General features: G+C 69.4%; 17 protein-coding genes. 9 read left to right on the top strand and 8 right to left on the bottom strand.

The genetic code is table 11. The annotated features are described in order from the left end of the window. Positions 1–76: 76 nt before the first annotated feature. The 4 genes from ACFWSK_RS04715 to ACFWSK_RS04700 all read right to left on the bottom strand — a co-directional run bounded on the left by ACFWSK_RS04715 (position 77) and on the right by ACFWSK_RS04700 (position 4,412). Positions 77–1,201 (bottom strand): GuaB3 family IMP dehydrogenase-related protein, encoded by a 1,125-nt coding sequence (locus tag ACFWSK_RS04715; protein WP_383781875.1) that lies wholly within the window; start codon positions 1,199–1,201, stop codon positions 77–79. Positions 1,202–1,307: 106 nt separating this feature from the next. Continuing rightward, positions 1,308–2,810, bottom strand: a complete 1,503-nt coding sequence (guaB, locus tag ACFWSK_RS04710) for an IMP dehydrogenase (RefSeq protein ID WP_383781872.1) — start codon at positions 2,808–2,810, stop codon at positions 1,308–1,310. Positions 2,811–2,937: 127 nt separating this feature from the next. Beyond that, complete coding sequence (locus tag ACFWSK_RS04705) at positions 2,938–3,513, bottom strand: sigma-70 family RNA polymerase sigma factor (RefSeq protein WP_056796454.1); 576 nt, start codon at positions 3,511–3,513, stop codon at positions 2,938–2,940. Between the two features lie 287 nt (positions 3,514–3,800). Then, positions 3,801–4,412 (bottom strand): response regulator transcription factor, encoded by a 612-nt coding sequence (locus tag ACFWSK_RS04700; RefSeq protein ID WP_003948568.1) that lies wholly within the window; start codon positions 4,410–4,412, stop codon positions 3,801–3,803. A 422-nt stretch (positions 4,413–4,834) separates the two neighbouring features. Here ACFWSK_RS04700 and ACFWSK_RS04695 point away from each other — a divergent pair, with 422 nt between their 5' ends. Further along, positions 4,835–5,167: a WhiB family transcriptional regulator gene (locus ACFWSK_RS04695; protein WP_383781869.1), complete on the top strand. Its 333-nt coding sequence runs from the start codon at positions 4,835–4,837 to the stop codon at positions 5,165–5,167. A 101-nt stretch (positions 5,168–5,268) separates the two neighbouring features. On the opposite strand, the gene ACFWSK_RS04690 is transcribed toward ACFWSK_RS04695, so the two are convergent. Continuing rightward, positions 5,269–6,159 carry a LysR family transcriptional regulator gene (locus tag ACFWSK_RS04690; protein ID WP_383781866.1) on the bottom strand — a complete coding sequence of 297 codons (891 nt, stop codon included), beginning with the start codon at positions 6,157–6,159 and terminating at the stop codon, positions 5,269–5,271. Between the two features lie 81 nt (positions 6,160–6,240). Here ACFWSK_RS04690 and ACFWSK_RS04685 point away from each other — a divergent pair, with 81 nt between their 5' ends. From ACFWSK_RS04685 to ACFWSK_RS04650, 8 genes are all read left to right on the top strand, one after another. Next, positions 6,241–6,909, top strand: a complete 669-nt coding sequence (locus ACFWSK_RS04685) for an MOSC domain-containing protein (protein ID WP_383781863.1) — start codon at positions 6,241–6,243, stop codon at positions 6,907–6,909. Between the two features lie 88 nt (positions 6,910–6,997). Next, the gene (locus tag ACFWSK_RS04680) at positions 6,998–8,518 is read left to right on the top strand and encodes a multicopper oxidase family protein (protein WP_383781860.1); all 1,521 of its coding nucleotides are present in this window, start codon (positions 6,998–7,000) and stop codon (positions 8,516–8,518) included. 10 nt (positions 8,519–8,528) lie between these two features. Continuing rightward, the gene (locus ACFWSK_RS04675; protein ID WP_383781858.1) at positions 8,529–9,302 is read left to right on the top strand and encodes an SDR family NAD(P)-dependent oxidoreductase; all 774 of its coding nucleotides are present in this window, start codon (positions 8,529–8,531) and stop codon (positions 9,300–9,302) included. Between the two features lie 238 nt (positions 9,303–9,540). Then, positions 9,541–10,644 carry a substrate-binding domain-containing protein gene (locus ACFWSK_RS04670; RefSeq protein ID WP_383781856.1) on the top strand — a complete coding sequence of 368 codons (1,104 nt, stop codon included), beginning with the start codon at positions 9,541–9,543 and terminating at the stop codon, positions 10,642–10,644. Positions 10,645–10,779: 135 nt separating this feature from the next. Then, entirely contained in the window at positions 10,780–12,108 is a 1,329-nt protein-coding gene (locus ACFWSK_RS04665; RefSeq protein ID WP_383781853.1) for an ABC transporter substrate-binding protein, read from the top strand. Continuing rightward, positions 12,108–13,001, top strand: coding sequence for a carbohydrate ABC transporter permease (locus tag ACFWSK_RS04660; protein ID WP_383781850.1), 894 nt, complete (start codon positions 12,108–12,110; stop codon positions 12,999–13,001). Before ACFWSK_RS04665 ends, ACFWSK_RS04660 begins: the two co-directional genes overlap by 1 nt. After that, positions 12,998–13,852 carry a carbohydrate ABC transporter permease gene (locus tag ACFWSK_RS04655; RefSeq protein WP_383781846.1) on the top strand — a complete coding sequence of 285 codons (855 nt, stop codon included), beginning with the start codon at positions 12,998–13,000 and terminating at the stop codon, positions 13,850–13,852. Before ACFWSK_RS04660 ends, ACFWSK_RS04655 begins: the two co-directional genes overlap by 4 nt. 35 nt (positions 13,853–13,887) lie before the next feature. Continuing rightward, positions 13,888–14,916, top strand: coding sequence for a hydroxyacid dehydrogenase (locus ACFWSK_RS04650; protein ID WP_383781843.1), 1,029 nt, complete (start codon positions 13,888–13,890; stop codon positions 14,914–14,916). A gap of 75 nt (positions 14,917–14,991) precedes the next feature. Here ACFWSK_RS04650 and groL read toward each other — a convergent pair whose 3' ends face one another. From groL to ACFWSK_RS04635, 3 genes are all read right to left on the bottom strand, one after another. Beyond that, entirely contained in the window at positions 14,992–16,614 is a 1,623-nt protein-coding gene (gene groL / locus ACFWSK_RS04645; protein WP_383781840.1) for a chaperonin GroEL, read from the bottom strand. Positions 16,615–16,713: 99 nt separating this feature from the next. Beyond that, entirely contained in the window at positions 16,714–17,022 is a 309-nt protein-coding gene (groES, locus tag ACFWSK_RS04640; RefSeq protein WP_028439209.1) for a co-chaperone GroES, read from the bottom strand. A 221-nt stretch (positions 17,023–17,243) separates the two neighbouring features. Continuing rightward, positions 17,244–18,185 (bottom strand): polysaccharide deacetylase family protein, encoded by a 942-nt coding sequence (locus ACFWSK_RS04635; protein WP_383781837.1) that lies wholly within the window; start codon positions 18,183–18,185, stop codon positions 17,244–17,246. Positions 18,186–18,290: the final 105 nt, after the last annotated feature.

Below are 18,290 nucleotides of genomic sequence, written 5' to 3'. Positions count from 1 at the left end.
TGATATTGTGCCGGTGGGCCCGTCCCAACAGGCGTGGTCCGGGCCCTCCCGTCATGTCCGGGTCTCCGGCGTGGGATCAGCGGCGGTGCTGCGAGTCCGCCACCGTCACCTCGACGCGCTGGAACTCCTTGAGGTCGCTGTAGCCCGTGGTGGCCATCGCGCGGCGCAGCGCGCCGAAGATGTTCATCGAGCCGTCAGGGGTGTGCGAGGGGCCCGTGAGGACCTCCTCCGTCGTCCCGACGGAGCCCAGGTCCACCAGCTTGCCGCGCGGCACGTCCTCGTGGACGGCCTCCATGCCCCAGTGCCGGCCGCGGCCGGGCGCGTCCGTCGCACGGGCCAGCGGGGAGCCCATCATCACGGCGTCCGCGCCACAGGCGACGGCCTTCGGGATGTCGCCGGACCAGCCGACGCCACCGTCCGCGATCACGTGCACGTACCGGCCGCCCGACTCGTCCATGTAGTCACGGCGCGCCCCGGCCACATCGGCGACCGCGGTCGCCATCGGGACCTGGATGCCGAAGACGTTGCGCGTGGTGTGCGCCGCGCCGCCGCCGAAGCCGACGAGGACTCCGGCCGCGCCGGTGCGCATCAGGTGGAGCGCCGCGGTGTACGTGGCGCAGCCGCCGACGATCACCGGGACGTCCAGCTCGTAGATGAACTGCTTCAGGTTCAGCGGCTCGGCGGCGCCCGAGACGTGCTCGGCGGAGACCGTCGTACCGCGGATGACGAAGATGTCCACGCCCGCGTCGACGACCGCCTTGGAGAACTGGGCGGTGCGCTGCGGGGAGAGCGCGGCGGCGGTGACGACACCGGAGTCGCGCACCTCCTTGAGGCGCTGCCCGATCAGCTCCTCCTGGATGGGAGCGGAGTAGATCTCCTGGAGCCGGCGGGTCGCGGACTCGACGGGCATCTCCGCGATCTCGTCGAGGAGCGGCTGCGGGTCGGCGTGCCGGGTCCACAGCCCTTCCAGGTTGAGAACGCCCAGGCCGCCGAGCTCGCCGATCCTGATGGCGTGCTGCGGGGACACCACGGAGTCCATGGGGGCGGCCAGGAACGGCAGCTCGAACCGGTAGGCATCGATCTGCCAGGCGATCGAGACCTCCTTCGGGTCCCGCGTACGACGGCTCGGGACGATGGCGATGTCGTCGAATGCGTACGCCCGGCGGCCGCGCTTGCCGCGCCCGATCTCGATCTCAGTCACGATGGTGTGGCCTTTCCCTCTACGTCTGCCATGCCAGTATCCCCGACACACGTCGGAGGGGCGGCCCCGGGAACCCCCCGGGGCCGCCCCTCGGGCGACGGTGCGGCTACTTCCTGCTGTAGTTCGGCGCTTCGACCGTCATCTGGATGTCGTGCGGGTGGCTCTCCTTGAGACCCGCCGAGGTGATCCGTACGAAACGGCCGTTGTCCTGGAGCTCCTGCACCGTCCGGCCGCCGACGTAGAACATCGACTGGCGCAGACCGCCGGTGAGCTGGTGGACGACCGCGGAGAGCGGACCCCGGTAGGGGACCTGGCCCTCGATGCCCTCGGGGACGAGCTTCTCGTCGGAGGCGACGCCCTCCTGGAAGTAGCGGTCCTTCGAGAACGACTTGCGGTCGCCCCGGGTCTGCATCGCGGCGAGCGAACCCATGCCGCGGTACGACTTGAACTGCTTGCCGTTGATGAAGAGCAGCTCGCCCGGCGACTCCTCGCAGCCCGCGAGCAGCGAGCCGAGCATCACGGTGTCGGCGCCGGCCACGAGGGCCTTGGCGATGTCGCCGGAGTACTGGAGGCCGCCGTCACCGATGACCGGGACACCGGCCGCCTTGGCGGCGAGCGATGCCTCGTAGATCGCGGTGACCTGCGGGACGCCGATGCCGGCGACCACACGGGTGGTGCAGATGGAACCGGGGCCGACGCCGACCTTGATGCCGTCGACGCCCGCGTCGATCAGTGCCTGGGCGCCGTCACGGGTGGCGATGTTGCCGCCGATGACATCGACCGAGGAGTTCGACTTGATCTTGGCGACCATGTCGCCGACGAGCCGGGAGTGACCGTGGGCGGTGTCGACGACGATGAAGTCGACGCCCGCCTCGACGAGTGCCTGGGCCCGCTCGTAGGCGTCGCCCGCGACACCGACGGCGGCGCCGACCAGCAGCCGGCCTTCCTTGTCCTTGGCGGCGTTCGGGTACTTCTCGGCCTTGACGAAGTCCTTGACCGTGATGAGGCCCTTGAGGATTCCGTGGTCGTCGACCAGCGGAAGCTTCTCGATCTTGTGGCGGCGCAGCAGCTCCATGGCGTCCACGCCGGAGATGCCGACCTTGCCGGTCACGAGCGGCATCGGGGTCATCACCTCGCGCACCTGGCGCGTACGGTCCGGCTCGAAGGCCATGTCACGGTTGGTGACGATGCCGAGGAGCTTGCCCGCCGCGTCGGTGACGGGGACACCGCTGATGCGGAACTTGGCGCAGAGGTCGTTGGCCTCCATGAGCGTCGCGTCCGGGTGCACCGTGATCGGGTCGGTGACCATGCCGGACTCGGAGCGCTTCACCAGGTCGACCTGGTTGGCCTGGTCGGCGATGGAGAGATTGCGGTGCAGCACGCCCGCGCCGCCCTGACGGGCCATGGCGATGGCCATGCGCGCCTCGGTGACCTTGTCCATCGCCGCGGACAGCAGTGGGATGTTCACCCGGACGTTCTTCGAGATGTACGAGGAAGTGTCGATCTGATCGGGCGCCATGTCGGACGCGCCCGGCAGCAGCAGCACGTCGTCGTATGTCAGCCCGAGCGTCGCGAATTTCTCGGGCACTCCGTCGACGTTTGCAGTCATGACACCTTCCCCAAATGGCCTTGATCGGTGCGGATGTCCATGCTAACGGGCTTCCGGGGTGTCTCATTCCACGATCAAGATCGGTAAGTGGTTCTGTACGTTCCTACGTGCTCGCGGGCGGACGCGCCTACTGTCCCGCGAGGGCGCGCAGCCTGCTCAGTGCGCGGTGCTGGGCGACCCGGACGGCCCCCGGGGACATCCCGAGCATCTGTCCGGTCTCCTCCGCCGTCAGTCCGACGGCGACCCGCAGGACCAGCAGTTCACGCTGGTTCTCCGGGAGGTTGGCCAGGAGCTTCTTGGCCCAGGCCGCGTCGCTGCTGAGCAGGGCACGCTCTTCCGGGCCGAGCGAATCGTCGGGCCGCTCCGGCATCTCGTCGGAGGGCACGGCCGTCGACCCGGGGTGCCGCATGGCGGCGCGCTGGAGGTCGGCGACCTTGTGACCCGCGATGGCGAAGACGAAGGCTTCGAAGGGCCTGCCGGTGTCCTTGTACCGCGGCAGCGCCATCAGCACCGCGACACACACCTCCTGCGCCAGGTCCTCCACGAAGTGACGGGCATCACCGGGCAGCCGGTTCAGCCGGGACCTGCAGTAGCGCAGCGCGAGGGGGTGGACGTGGGCCAGCAGATCGTGGGTGGCCTGCGCGTCGCCGTCGACGGCGCGGTGCACCAGAGCACCGATCACCGTTGTCTCGTCATCGCGCATCGAACCATGGTGCCTTGACGCCGCCGGATCCGCGGCACCGCGTCCTGAGTTGTGCACCGAAGCGTTATGAGCGGGTGCGCCGGATGTCATGTCCTGCGCCCTCCCCTTCCGCTCGACCGAATCGTTCCCGAGGAACTCCACGTCTCAAGAATGCGGCATCGGCCGGGAAGCGTCACATATCGCTGGTCGGAGCGGCCGGATCACGGGCCCGCCGCCCCGCCGTCCCCGTCACCCCGCCCGCTGGTGTGCGGACGGGGGCGGCTTCGGCTACCGGCCCCGGCCCGGTGTCAGCGGACCAGGCCCCAGCGGAAACCGAGCGCCACGGCGTGCGCGCGGTCCGAGGCGCCGAGCTTCTTGAAAAGACGCCTCGCGTGCGTCTTCACCGTGTCCTCGGAGAGGAAGAGCTCCCGTCCGATCTCCGCGTTGGACCGGCCGTGGCTCATGCCTTCGAGCACCTGGATCTCACGCGCGGTGAGCGTCGGCGCCGCACCCATCTCGGCTGACCGCAGCCGACGCGGGGCGAGCCGCCACGTCGGATCGGCCAGGGCCTGCGTCACCGTGGCCCGCAGCTCGGCGCGCGAGGCGTCCTTGTGCAGATAGCCGCGGGCACCGGCGGCGACCGCGAGCGCGACACCGTCCAGGTCCTCGGCGACGGTCAGCATGATGATCCGGGCCCCGGGGTCGGCGGAGAGCAGCCGCCGGACCGTCTCCACACCCCCGAGACCGGGCATGCGTACGTCCATCAGAATCAGATCCGAACGATCGGCCCCCCACCGGCGGAGCACTTCCTCGCCGTTGGCCGCAGTCGTCACACGCTCGACACCGGGCACGGTGGCAACCGCGCGGCGGAGCGCTTCTCGGGCAAGCGGGGAGTCGTCGCAGACGAGGACGGATGTCATGACCGTCCTCCGCAGCTGATGCGCGTCACCTTGAGCCTCCAGGCTGATACAAGTCGTCACCTGTGCGATTGACCCCCTCGGACATCTGCCCGAGCTCGTTCTTCGTCAACCGCCTCCGCACTCTCAACGATGGTCACTCGAAAGAGTTACGGGTCGGAAGGTCGAGTTCGGCACTCTACGTGAGGGGCCGTACACGGAGGAGAGCGGCGCAGATCATCCAGGCGTCAACGAAAACTTCACCCAAAGGTATGCCCCATTTAGCGTATTTTCTTCCCTTTTAGTGGTGTCTGTGGCTAGATTCGCAATCAGTCATATTTACATCTACTAACACCGTAGATGTACGGTCGGGACTCCGGTCACCGACGATCCACAACGGTCGAGGATGCCGTTTCCGACTCAGCACGGTTTCGAGGGGACAAGCAATGGCAGATTTCTCCCGCCTTCCCGGACCCAATGCAGACCTGTGGGACTGGCAACTGCTGGCCGCCTGCCGAGGGGTCGACAGCTCACTCTTCTTCCACCCGGAGGGTGAGCGCGGGGCGGCTCGGAGCGCTCGCGAGACCTCGGCGAAAGAGGTGTGCATGCGCTGCCCGGTACGGGCCGAGTGCGCGGCACACGCGCTGGCGGTACGGGAGCCCTACGGAGTGTGGGGCGGCCTGACCGAGGACGAGCGCGAAGAGCTCATGGGCCGGGCGCGCAACCGGCTGATCACGGCGGCCCACTCGGGCGCCACGGCCGGCCCCGGGCATGCCTGACACCGGCGCCCCCACCCAAAACAGAGAAACGTTTCTTCGCAGGCGTTCCCCATACAACCACCGAAGCGGGGCAGTCCCGGATCAGCCGGAGCTGCCCCGCTTCAGCGCGCGGCGGCCCGGGAGAGTTCGTCGAGGGTGGCCGCCACGGCGGGCACCTGGGCCAGGTCCGGAAGGGTCAGCGCGACGATCTCGCGTTCGATGGCCGGTTCCACCGTGACCGTACGGGCGCCCTTCGGGCGCACCGACTCGATGGCGAGCTCCGGCAGGACGGCCACGCCGAGCCCCGCACCCACCAGTCCGATCACCGCCGGGTAGTCGTCGGTGGCGAAGTCGATCCGGGGAGTGAAGCCGGACGCCTCGCAGACCTCCACGAGCTGACGGCGGCAGCGCGGGCAGCCCGCGATCCACGGCTCGTCGGCCAGTTCCGCGATGCTCACGGAGTCGGCGCCCGCCAGCCGGTGCCCCTCGGGGACCAGGCCGATCAGCCGGTCGGCCAGCAGGGGGCGCACGACCAGGTCGTCCCACTCGCCGCCGGACGCCCCGTAGCGGAACGCCAGCGCGATGTCGCAGTCACCGTCCCGGAGCATCTCCACCGAGCGGGGCGGCTCCGCCTCGACCAGCGAGACCCGGGTGCCGGGGTGGGCGGCGCGCAGGGCCGCGAGCGCGCCCGGGACCAGGGTGGAACTGCCGCTGGGGAACGAGACGAGCCGGACCCGGCCCGCCCGCAGCCCGGCGATCGCCGCGACCTCCTCCTCGGCGGCGGTCAGCCCGGCGAGGATGCCCGACGCGTGGCGCACCAGGGCCTCGCCGGCCTGGGTCAGCCTCATCTCGCGGCCCGTACGGATGAGCAGCGTGGTGCCCGCCGACGCCTCGAGCGCCTTCATCTGCTGGCTGACCGCGGGCTGGGTGCAGCCCAGTTCGCGCGCGGCCGCGGAGAACGAACCGGTAGTGGACACGGCGCGCAGGACTCGGAGATGACGGGCTTCGATCACTCCTCCACCATAAGCGAATCTTGGAGCGTGGGCGAATAAATGGCGTGCGGCTTTGAGTGGCGGCTCGCTAGCGTGTACGCCATGAAGCTGCTGACCGTGAACCTGGGCCGCCCCAGGACGTCCGAACACACCAATGGTCCCGGGGGCGTCACCGGGATCGACAAGCGCCCGGCCGACGGCCCCGTACACGTGGCGGACCCTGGACCCAAGGGGACCGGCGGCAGCGGTCTGGCCGGTGACACGGTGTGCGACATGCGGCACCACGGGGGCACGGACCAGGCGGTGTACGCCTTCGCGCGCGAGGAGCTCGACGCCTGGGAGACGGTGCTCGGCCGGGACCTGGCCAACGGTGAGTTCGGCGAGAACATCACGACCCGGGGGATCGATGTCAGCGGGGCGCGGATCGGAGAGCGCTGGCGGATCGGCTCCCGTCTCGTCCTGGAGGTCACCACGGGCCGCATTCCGTGCCGTACGTTCGCGGGTCACCTCGGCGAGAAGGGGTGGGTCAAGCGGTTCACCGGGCAGGCCGCGCCCGGCGCGTATCTGCGGGTCGTCGAACCGGGGACGATAAGCGCCGGGGACCCGATCGAGATAGTGCACCGGCCGGACCACGACGTCACCGTGTCCCTGGTGTTCCGCGCCGTCACGACCGAGCGGCACCTGCTGTCCCAGCTGCTCGCGGCCGGGGACGCGCTGCACCCGGAGGCACTGCGTGACGCACGGGCGTACGTGGAGAAGCACGGGGTCTGACGGCTGACGGTCCGTAGGGGGCGGCTCAGGGGCCGGTCAGGGATGCGCCCCATGCCCTGGCCGGCCCCCGGGCGGAACCCTGGGCAGCATGGAAAAGGCCAGGGGACGACGGTGGTTGGTACGGACGCTCATCACGCTGGGAGTGGTGGCGGGCGTGTTCGTGGCGGCCGTCGGCGGCGTGTTCGCCTGGCTGTGGACCGGCGCCGATGTGAGCACGGTGGGAAAGGTCCGCTTCGCCAACCGGATGGCCGTGCCCCCGCTGGCCGGGTCGACCGTCGACAAGGACGGCACCCGGGTCTTCGATCTGCGGATGCAGACGGGGGAAACGGAGTTCAAGGACGGGCGGCCCACCCCGACCTGGGGATTCAACGGCGGCTATCTGGGGCCGACACTGCGCGCGAGCCGCGGCGAGCAGGTGAAGGTCCGGGTGAGGAACACCCTGGACGAGGCATCGAGCGTGCACTGGCACGGGATGCACCTGCCCGCCTCGATGGACGGCGGACCGCACCAGATGGTGCCTGCGGGCGGCGACTGGGCCCCGCGCTGGACGATCGGCCAGCAGGCGGCGACGCTCTGGTACCACCCCCATCCGCACGGCAGGACCGAGCGGCACGTCCAGCGCGGGCTGGCCGGGATGTTCCTGATCGACGACGAACGGTCGAAGCGGCTCGCGCTGCCCAGCAGGTACGGAGTGGACGATCTTCCGGTCGTCGTCCAGGACGTGACGTTCGACGGGGCGAAGCTCGACCACGGGCGCTTCTTCCTGGCCAATACCGGATTCCTCGGCGAGCAGACCCTGGTGAACGGCACCCTCGACCCGTACCTGGAGGTCGGCGACGAGCTCGTACGGCTGCGCCTGCTGAACGCGTCCACGGCCCGCGTCTACACCTTCGGATTCGACGACGACCGCTCGTTCGGCCTGGTCGGGACGGACGGCGGACTGCTGGAGAAGCCCGCCACCATGAACCGCGTACAGCTCTCCCCCGGCGAGCGCGCCGAGATCGTCGTACGCGTGCGTCCGGGTGAGCGCACCGTGCTGCGCAGCCATCCGTGGCGCCATGGGAACGGCTGGGAGAAGCGGTTCAACGGGGGCGACGACTCCTTCGACGTACTGGAGCTGCGCGCGGCGAAGACGTTGCGGACGTCGCCCGCCCTGCCCGCGGCCCTGGGTGCACCGGAGCTGCCCCGGGCGGAGGATTCGGTACGCGGCCGGCACTTCGAGCTGCTGCAGTCGGGGATCAACCGGCGCCCGATGGACATGGGCCGGATCGACGAGACGGTCGTCCGGGGCACGACGGAGACCTGGACCCTGCGCAACGGCGGCGACGTGACCCACAACTTCCACGTCCACGACGTGCAGTTCAGGGTTCTGGCCGTGAACGGGAAGGAGCCGGAGCCCGCGCTGCGCGGCCGCAAGGACACGGTCGCGGTGCCCATGGGTACGACGGTGACCATCGTTCTGCGGTTCGACGGACCGGCCGATCCCGACACTCCGTACATGTACCACTGCCATCTGCTGCGGCACGAGGACGAGGGAATGATGGGCCAGTTCGTGGTTGTCGACGAGGGACAGCGGGCGGGTCGGCCTCCCGCGCACGCGGGGCACTAACGTGCCGCGTATGACGACTGCACTGATTACGGGCGCGACGGCGGGGATCGGGGCCGCTTTCGCGCGGCGGCTCGCGGGCGAGGGACACAACCTGGTGCTGGTGGCCCGTGACACCGAGCGGCTGCGGGTACAGGCCACCGAGTTGCACGACCGGCACGGCATCGAGGCCGAGGTCCTGACCGCCGACCTCTCCGAGGACAAGGGGATCGCGGCGGTCGAGGCCCGCCTCGGGGACCGCCACCAGTCCGTCGACCTCCTGGTCAACAACGCCGGATTCGGTAACAAGGGGCGCTATCTGGAGGTCCCCATGGCCGATGAGCTGGCGATGCTGAAGGTGCACTGCGAGGCCGTGCTGCGGCTGACGTCCGCCGCCGCGGCCGGGATGAAGGAGCGGGGGCGCGGCGGAGTGATCAACGTGGCGTCCGTCGCGGCCTTCGTGCCGCGCGGGACGTACGGGGCTTCCAAGGCGTGGGTCGTGCAGTTCACCCAGGGGGCGGCCAAGGACCTGTCCGGGTCGGGGGTGCGGCTGATGGCGCTGTGCCCCGGGTTCGTACGGACGGAGTTCCACGAGCGCGCCGGAATGGGCACGGGCAGCATCCCCGGCTGGATGTGGCTCGACGCGGACAAGCTGGTGACGAGCGCGCTCGCGGACCTGGCGCGCGGCCGGACGGTGTCGGTGCCGGACGCCAGGTACAAGGCGCTGATGGGGCTGGTGAAGGTGACGCCTCGCGGCCTGCTCGGAGGGGTCACCTCCAGGACAGGCCGCAAGTACGGTCCTCAGTAGTCCGGCAGGGCGGCAGTCCGGCAGGGCGTCCTTACGGAAGCCCGGGGCCTTCGCAGGCGCCCCGGTTTCTCACAATTCCTCCGTACGGAGAGTCCGAGTCGGGTCGGGCAGGCATCGCCAGGAATCCTGGACTCGGACTGATCGAACGTCAACGAAAAGCACTTGAATGATCGAAACTCCCGTCGTTCGATCATCGTGGTCTAGGGTCGGGGACACACACGTCGAGGGGACTGCTGTCGTGCGCGAAAGTGCTGCTGAACGTCATGACCGCCTGCTGGGGCTGGTACGGGAACGGGGCTCGGCCCGCGTCTCGGAACTCGCCTCCCAGCTGGGGGTCTCACCCGTCACGGTGCGCCGGGACGTGGAGGACCTGGCGGGCCGGGGCCTGCTCGACCGGGTGCACGGTTCGGTCTCCTGGCCCCAGGACCGTACGGCCCCTGCACCCGGCTCCGCGGGCGGTGCGGGCAGTGGGCTGGTCCTCGGCATGCTCGCGCCCTCGGCGACGTACTACTTCGCCGAAGTGATCCGCGGGGCGCACGAGGCCGCGGCCCGCGCCGGGGCCCGGCTGATCCTGCGGATCTCGGACTACCGGCCGGAGGAGGACCACGCCCGCACCCAGGGCCTGCTCGCCGCCGGTGCCGAAGGGGTGCTGATCGCGCCCGGCTGGCGGCGGCCCGGCGACCCGGCGGCGTACGGCGACTGGATCGCCTCACTGCCCGTGCCCACGGTGCTGCTCGAACGGCAGCCCGCCGCCGGCTCGCCCCTGGACGCCCTGGACCGGGTCTGCTCCGACCACCGGCACGGAGTGCTGCTCGCCCTGCGCCACCTGGTGAAACTGGGTCACGGGGCTCCGCTGCTGATGGCCCGCGCCGATTCGCCGACGGCCGTCACGGTGCGGTCCGGGTACGAGGAGGCGCTCGCCGTGCTGGGGCTGCGCGCCCCGCAGGACGTGATCGGTTCCGTACCGGCGGACCAGGCGCCCGACGCCTTCGAGGAGGCCGTACAGGCCCTGCGCGAGGCGGTCGTCTCCGGGGTGGCGACCGCCGCCCTGATCCACAACGACGTGGACGCGATCCAGGTCGTGCAGCGCCTCGCCGAGCTCGGCGTCCGGGTGCCGCAGGACCTGGCGCTCATCGCCTACGACGACGAGGTGGCGGCGCTCGCGGACACCCCGCTCACCGCCGTGGCCCCGCCGAAGCGGGAGGTGGGAAGGCATGCGACGGAACTGCTGGTGGAACGCCTCACGCAGACCGGGGAGCCCGGCACCGTACCGCCCCGCCGCCACCTGACACTGCTCCCGCAGCTCCGGGTGCGGAGCTCCTGCGGGGACCCCCTGACGTAACCTCCGCCGCCACTTCCGTACATAACCGTTCTGATCTTTTTTCGATCAATCAATCTTTCGCTCTTGACTTCGGTCACCACTGGTTCAAGGATCACGGCCAACGCCCCATGTCGCCGCCTGTTCAGGAGCCTCGCTGTGAGCCGCAGTTGGAGCAGAACGTCCCACGTCGTCCTCGGTGCCGCCACCGCCCTCGCCGTTCTCACGGCGTGCGGCGGCAGCGGTGAGGACGAAGCCGCACCCGGAAGCGACGGCAAGCCCGTCAGCATCACCTTCTGGGGCTGGGCGAAGGGATCGAAGGAGGTCGTTGACGCGTTCAACGCCTCGCACAAGGACATCAAGGTCGTCTACGAGGAGATCCCGTCCGGTAACGCGGGCGGCTACGCCAAGATCTCCAACGCGGTCAAGGCGGGCAACGCGCCCGACCTCGTCAGCATCGAGTACCCGCAGCTGCCCGAGTTCGTCAGCCAGGGCTCCGTCCAGGACATCAGCGCGTACGTCACGGACGACATCAAGAAGAAGCTGCTGCCGCAGGCGGTGGAACTGACCACGCTCGGCGGCAAGAACTGGGCCGTCCCGTTCGACGCCTCGCCGCAGGCGTTCTACTACCGCAAGGACCTGTTCGAGAAGTACGGCGTAGAGGTCCCCACCACCTGGGACGACTTCCGCAAGGCCGCCGAGAAGGTCAGGAAGGCCGACAAGAAGGCCCGCATAGGCACCTTCTTCCCGGATGACCCGACCACCTTCCAGGCGATGGCCTGGCAGGCCGGGGCCCAGTGGTACAAGGCCGAGGGCGACACCTGGAAGGTGAACACCACCGACGAGGCGACGACCAGGACCGCCGACTACTGGCAGGGCCTGATCGACGACGACCTGATCAGGGCCAACGCCTCGTTCAGCCCGGAGTGGACCAACTCGCTCAAGAACGGCGGCACGGTCGGCTACCTCGGGGCCGCCTGGGGCGCCGGTGTCCTGAAGGGCACGCTGCCCGAGCAGAGCGGCAAGTGGGCGGTCGCGCCGATGCCCAGTTGGGACGGCACACCGGCGAGCGGCATGCTCGGCGGGTCCACCTTCGCCGTGTCGAAGAACAGCAAGAAGGCCGAGGCAGCCGTCGAGTTCGCCACCTGGATGTCGACCACGCCGGAAGGCATCAAGGCCCGTATCGCATCCGGCACGTCGAGCGCCTTCCCGGCCGCGGCCGAGCTGCGCCCGGTGGCCAAGGCCGCCTTCGACGCGAGCTACTACGGCGGCGCGGACATCTACCAGGTCTTCGAGGGTGCCGCGACGTCCATCCGGCCCGACTGGGCCTGGGGACCGACGACCGGCACCTCCAACACGATCATCAAGGACCAGTTCGGCAAGGTCGCGAGCGGAGACACGACGATCGCCGAAGCGGTGAAGGCCGGCCATGACGCCACGGTCACCGAGCTCAAGAAGCGCGGCCTGAAGGTCGAGGACGCCGGCTGATGAAGCGCGCCCGGACAACCAGAGCCGCCGCAATCCTGCTGGGCCCGTTCTTCGCACTGTTCACCGTGGTCATGGTGGTGCCGATCGGTTACGCGGTCTGGCTCAGCCTGTTCACCGAGAAGCAGTCCGGACTGGGCTTCGGCGGCACCGAGACCGTCTTCAGCGGCCTCGACAACTACGCGGCGGCGCTGGGCGACCGGGCCTTCCGCGAGGGCTTCGTCGTCCTGCTCGGATACTGCCTCTTCTACATTCCGCTGCTGCTCGTCGGAGCTCTCGCGCTCGCTCTGCTGCTGGACTCCACGCTCGCCCGCGCCCGCCGGTTCTTCCAGCTGGCACTCTTCCTTCCGCACGCAGTACCGGGCATCATCGCCGCGCTGATCTGGGTCTACCTCTACACACCCCAGCTCAGCCCGGTGGTCAGCGCCATGGAGTCCGGGGGAATCGGCTTCGACTTCTTCTCCCCCGACGGCGCCCTTCCCTCCATCGTCAACATCGCGCTGTGGGAATGGCTCGGCTACAACATGGTGATCTTCTACGCCGCGCTCCAGGCCGTCGACCGCTCCGTACTCGAAGCCGCCACGGTGGACGGCGCGGGCGCCTGGCGGATCGCCTTCTCCATCAAGGTTCCGCTGATCCGTGCCTCGGTCGCGATGGTCGCCCTGTTCACGGTCATCGGCTCGCTCCAGCTCTTCACAGAGCCGCTGATCCTCGCCAAGGGGACCGGCTCCGCCGTCTCCTCCACCTGGACGCCGAACATGTACGCGTACACCGCGGCCTTCGAACGCAACGACTACGGGCTCGCCGCCGCCGCCTCCATCCTGCTGGCCCTCACCGCCGCGCTGCTGTCCTTCGTCGTCACCCGCTTCACCGGACGCAAGGGCAGGAAGGCATGAACCCCTCAGCTCCCCCGAACCGCTGGATGTCGAAGACCGCGGTCAACGGCTTCCTGATGCTCGCCGTCGTCTACATGCTCTTCCCGCTCGTCTGGCTGGTCACCGCCGCCACGAAGGACACCGGCGATCTGCTCGCGGGCAACGCCTTCTCCTTCGACGGCTTCAACCTCGGCGAGAACCTGTCGAACCTCGCCGCCTACGGCGACGGCATCTACTTCCGCTGGTACGTCAACAGCCTTCTCTACGCGGGCGGCGGCGCGCTCGTCTGCTCCCTGATCTGCGTCGCCGCGGGCTACGCCTTCGACAAGTACGAGTTCCGGGGCAAGGAGAAGCTGTTCGCCCTCGTCCTGATGGGCGTACTGGTCCCGACCACCGCCCTCGCCCTGCCGATGTACCTCCTGGCCTCGAAGACCGGGCTGGTCAACACCTACTGGTCGGTGCTGATCCCCGTACTGGTCAACCCGTTCGGCGTGTATCTCGCACGGGTCTTCTGTGCGGGGTACATCCCCAACGAGGCGCTGGAGGCCGCCCGGATCGACGGGGCGGGTGAGCTGCGCACCTTCTGGTCGATCGGTCTGCGCATGGTCATGCCGGGCTTCGTGACCGTCTTCCTCTTCCAGTTCACCGCGATCTGGAACAACTTCTTCCTCCCCCTGGTGATGCTGTCGGACCGCGAGCTCTTCCCCCTGAGCCTCGGCCTGTATTCCTGGAACACCAACACCCATGGCGAGCCGAGCTTCTACCCTCTCGTCGTCACCGGTTCCCTCCTCGCCGTCATCCCCCTGATCGTCGCCTTCGTCTCACTGCAGCGGCACTGGAAGGCGGGACTGACGGCCGGAAGTGTCAAGTGACCGTCAGGCGAGCCTAAGAGGAGTCGAGTTCCACCATGCCCCACGCCACTGACAACCGGCCCCGCGCGCTGCTCGCGATGGGACCCGGCATCGCCGGCCGGCTGTTCGCCGAACGCCACCGCACCCGGCTGGCCGCCCTCACCCGGACGGACCCCTGCCTCGTCGCCCACGATCTGGCCGCCCCCGGTCCGGAGGCGGCCGCCGCGCTCGCCGAGGCGGACGTGCTCCTCACCTGCTGGGGCGCCACCCCGCTGACCGCGGAGATCCTGGCCGCGGCCCCTCGGCTGCGCGCCGTCGTGCACGCGGCCGGGTCCGTCAAGCACCACATCACCGACGCCTGCTGGGAACGCGGCATCGCCGTCACCTCGGCGGCCAACGCCAACGCCCTGCCCGTCGCCGAATTCACGCTCGCCGCGATCCTCTTCGCCAACAAGCGGGTCCTGCACGCCGCCCAGCGCTACCGCGCCTTGCGGGCCGACCACGACTGGCTCCAGGACCTCGGCGCGAGCGGCAACTACCGCCGTACGGTCGGCATCGTCGGCGCGTCCCGCATCGGCCGCCGGGTGATGGAACTGCTGCGCCCGTTCGACCTGGACGTGCTGCTGTACGACCCGTACGTCTCCCCCGCCGAGGCCGCCGCTCTCGGGGTGCGGACGGCGACGCTGCCGGAGCTGTGCGCCCGCAGCTCGGTCGTCTCCGTCCACGCACCCCAACTGCCCGAGACGCGCCACCTCATCGGGGCGGCGCAGCTGGCGCTGATGCCGGCGGGGACGACGCTGATCAATACGGCGCGCGGTTCGCTGGTCGACGAGGACGCGCTGCTCCCGGAGCTGGTGAGCGGCCGGCTGCACGCGGTGCTCGATGTGACGGAGCCCGAACTTCCGGCCGCGGATTCGCCGTTGTACGACCTGCCGAACGTCCTGCTCACGCCCCACATCGCCGGCTCACTGGGCAACGAGCTGCACCGCATGGCGGATCAGGCGCTGGACGAGCTGGAGCGCTTCGCCGAGGGCCGCCCGTTCGCGGACCCGGTGACCGCGGAGGTGCTGAACCACTCCGCGTGACGGGCCCGCGAACGCACCGAGGCCCGGTACCCCCGCGACGGGGGTACCGGGCTTCAGTGGTGTGCCGGGCGCGTACTAGTGGGAGTGACCGTGGCCGTGACCGGCCTCGGCCTCGTCATCGGCCGGCTTCTCGACGACCAGGGTCTCGGTCGTGAGCAGCAGCGACGCGATGGACGCGGCGTTCTCCAGGGCGGAGCGGGTGACCTTGACCGGGTCGATGACGCCGGCCTTCACCAGGTCGCCGTACTCGCCGGTCGCGGCGTTGAAGCCCTGGCCCTTGTCGAGCTCGGCGACCTTGGAGGTGATGACGTAACCCTCGAGGCCGGCGTTCTCGGCGATCCAGCGCAGCGGCTCGACGGCGGCGCGGCGCACGACCGCGACACCCGTGGCCTCGTCGCCGGTCTTGCCGAGGTTGCCCTCGAGGACCTTGACGGCGTGGACCAGAGCGGAGCCACCACCGGAGACGATGCCCTCCTCGACCGCGGCGCGGGTCGCGGAGATGGCGTCCTCCAGACGGTGCTTCTTCTCCTTGAGCTCCACCTCGGTGGCGGCACCGACACGGATCACGCACACGCCGCCGGCCAGCTTCGCGAGGCGCTCCTGGAGCTTCTCGCGGTCCCAGTCGGAGTCCGTGGAGTCGATCTCGGCCTTGATCTGGTTGACCCGGCCCTTGACGTCGGCGGAGTCGCCGCCGCCGTCGACGATGGTCGTGTCGTCCTTGGAGACGGTGACGCGGCGGGCGGTGCCCAGCACGTCGAGACCGGCCTGGTCGAGCTTGAGGCCGACCTCTTCGGCGATGACGGTCGCACCCGTGAGGGTGGCGATGTCGCCGAGCATGGCCTTGCGGCGGTCACCGAAGCCCGGGGCCTTCACCGCGACGGCGTTGAAGGTGCCGCGGATCTTGTTGACGACCAGGGTCGACAGGGCTTCGCCCTCGACGTCCTCGGCGATGATCAGCAGCGGCTTGGAGCCACCCGTCTGGATGACCTTCTCCAGCAGCGGGAGCAGCTCCTGGATGGAGCCGATCTTGCCCTGGTGGATCAGGATGTACGGGTCGTCGAGGACGGCCTCCATACGCTCCTGGTCGGTCACCATGTACGGGGAGAGGTAGCCCTTGTCGAAGGCCATACCCTCGGTGAACTCGAGGTCCAGACCGAAGGTGTTGGACTCCTCGACGGTGATGACACCGTCCTTGCCGACCTTGTCCATCGCGTCCGCGATGAGCTCGCCGACCTGCGAGTCCTGCGCGGAGAGCGCGGCCACGGCGGCGATGTCGGACTTGTCGTCGATCGGGCGGGCGGTCGCGAGGAGCTCCTCGGACACGGCCTTGACCGCGGCGTCGATGCCCTTCTTCAGGGCGGCCGGGGAGGCGCCCGCGGCGACGTTGCGCAGACCCTCGCGGACGAGCGCCTGGGCCAGGACGGTGGCGGTGGTGGTGCCGTCACCCGCTACGTCGTTGGTCTTGGTCGCCACCTCCTTCACCAGCTGGGCACCGAGGTTCTCGAACGGGTCGTCGAGCTCGACCTCGCGCGCGATGGTGACACCGTCGTTGGTGATGGTGGGAGCGCCGAACTTCTTGTCGATGACGACGTTGCGGCCCTTGGGGCCGATCGTCACCTTGACCGTGTCGGCAAGCTTGTTGACGCCGCGCTCAAGGGCGCGACGGGCGTCCTCGTCGAACTTCAGAATCTTCGCCATGGGCTGTTGCCTGTCCTCTCAAACGAACTGCGCCCCTGACCACCCGGCTAGTTATTTCGCGGGGGCCAGGGGCGCAGAACAGAAACAAACGTGGGTGAATTACTTCTCGATGATCGCGAGCACGTCGCGAGCCGAGAGGACGAGGTACTCCTCGCCGTTGTACTTCACCTCGGTGCCGCCGTACTTGCTGTACAGGACGACGTCGCCGGTCTTGACGTCGAGCGGAAGACGCTCGCCGTTCTCGAAGCGGCCCGGGCCCACGGCCAGGACGACGCCCTCCTGGGGCTTCTCCTTGGCGGTGTCGGGAATGACCAGGCCGGAGGCCGTGGTCTGCTCGGCGTCGAGCGGCTGGACCACAATGCGGTCCTCAAGCGGCTTGATCGCAACCTTGGAGCTGGTGGTCGACACGATCCGGTCTCCCCCTTCGGAGATCTCACGGGGTTTAACAGTCTTTGGGGTGGCGACCAGGTCGATCCGTCGTCGCGGGTGCCGGACCTGCCCTGTCGCACGGTGATGCTGGCACTCTCCAGTGGGGAGTGCCAGCACTGAGACTATGACCGCGATTAGCACTCGGTCAAGCGGAGTGCCAATTCACCACCCCTGCGTGGCGGACGCGCCGCCCTCCCGTGTCAGACGTAGTCCTCCAGCCTGGCGACCGCGTAACCCTTGTCCGTGACCGTCTTCATGACCCGCCGGATCATGTCCGGCATGGAGCCCTTCCAGTCCTCGCGCCCCCGGAAGTGGGTGAGGATGATGTCGCCGGGGTGCAGGTCCCGGTCCCACTCACGCCATTCCATGTGGTCGGGGAACGCCTCGGACGCCCACAGCGGCACGGCCTTGATGCCGCAGGACTTGGCGATGCGCAGGGTGTCGCGGTTGTAGTTGCCGTACGGCGGCCGGAAGAGCGTGGGCCGTTTCCCGAAGTGCTTCGCCATCATGTCCTGCTGGCCGCAGATCTCCCGCTCCTGCTCGGCATAGGACAGGCCGGGCATATAACGGTGGTTCAGCGTGTGGTTGCTGAGGACGACACCGCGGGCCTGCATCTTCTTGAAGTAGCCGTAGTCCTCGTTCACCACGTAGTCGCTGAGGAACGCGCTGTACGGGATGTCCAGTTCCGTCATCATCCGCAGCAGCGCGGGGTCCTTCTCGGCCCCGTCGTCCATCGTCAGGAAGACGATCCGCTCCTTGGTCGGCACAGTGGTGAAGACGGGCGGGAGCGCGTCCCCGCCGGTGACTTCGAATCCCTTGCGGGTGGTGATGCGCGGCTTGACGGCCGGCGGTTCGGGAGCGGTCAGCGGAATCTTCGCCAGCCCCCACTTCTTGGCCGCGGCGACCCGCGCGGCCTGCTTCCGCCGCATCTTCTCGGCGTACACGGACAGCGCGCCGGCCGGCGCCGCCTTCAGTGCGGGCGGGCCCTCCTGACCGGTGGCGGGCGATACCGGCCGCTTGGCGCCGGTGGCGCTGTCCGCGCCGTCTGCGGCGCACCCTGAAGCGACGGCGGTGGCGAGGAGGGCGATCAGGGCCGTACGGACCGGCCCACGGACGAGGCGGCCTGATCTGCGCCACGTCATGGCGAATTGTCCCTTTTGTCGTACTAGCTGCATGGCGCCGCATCCTGCCAGGACGCGCCCGGACGCCGGGACCGACACCGCCGCCGGGCCCGCCCGGTCCCCCGG

The sequence above is a fragment of the Streptomyces sp. NPDC058620 genome (assembly GCF_042717135.1).
Lineage (GTDB): Bacteria > Actinomycetota > Actinomycetes > Streptomycetales > Streptomycetaceae > Streptomyces.
Note: the sequence above shows the minus strand (reverse complement) of the source record. Positions and strands in the feature narration are given on the sequence as shown.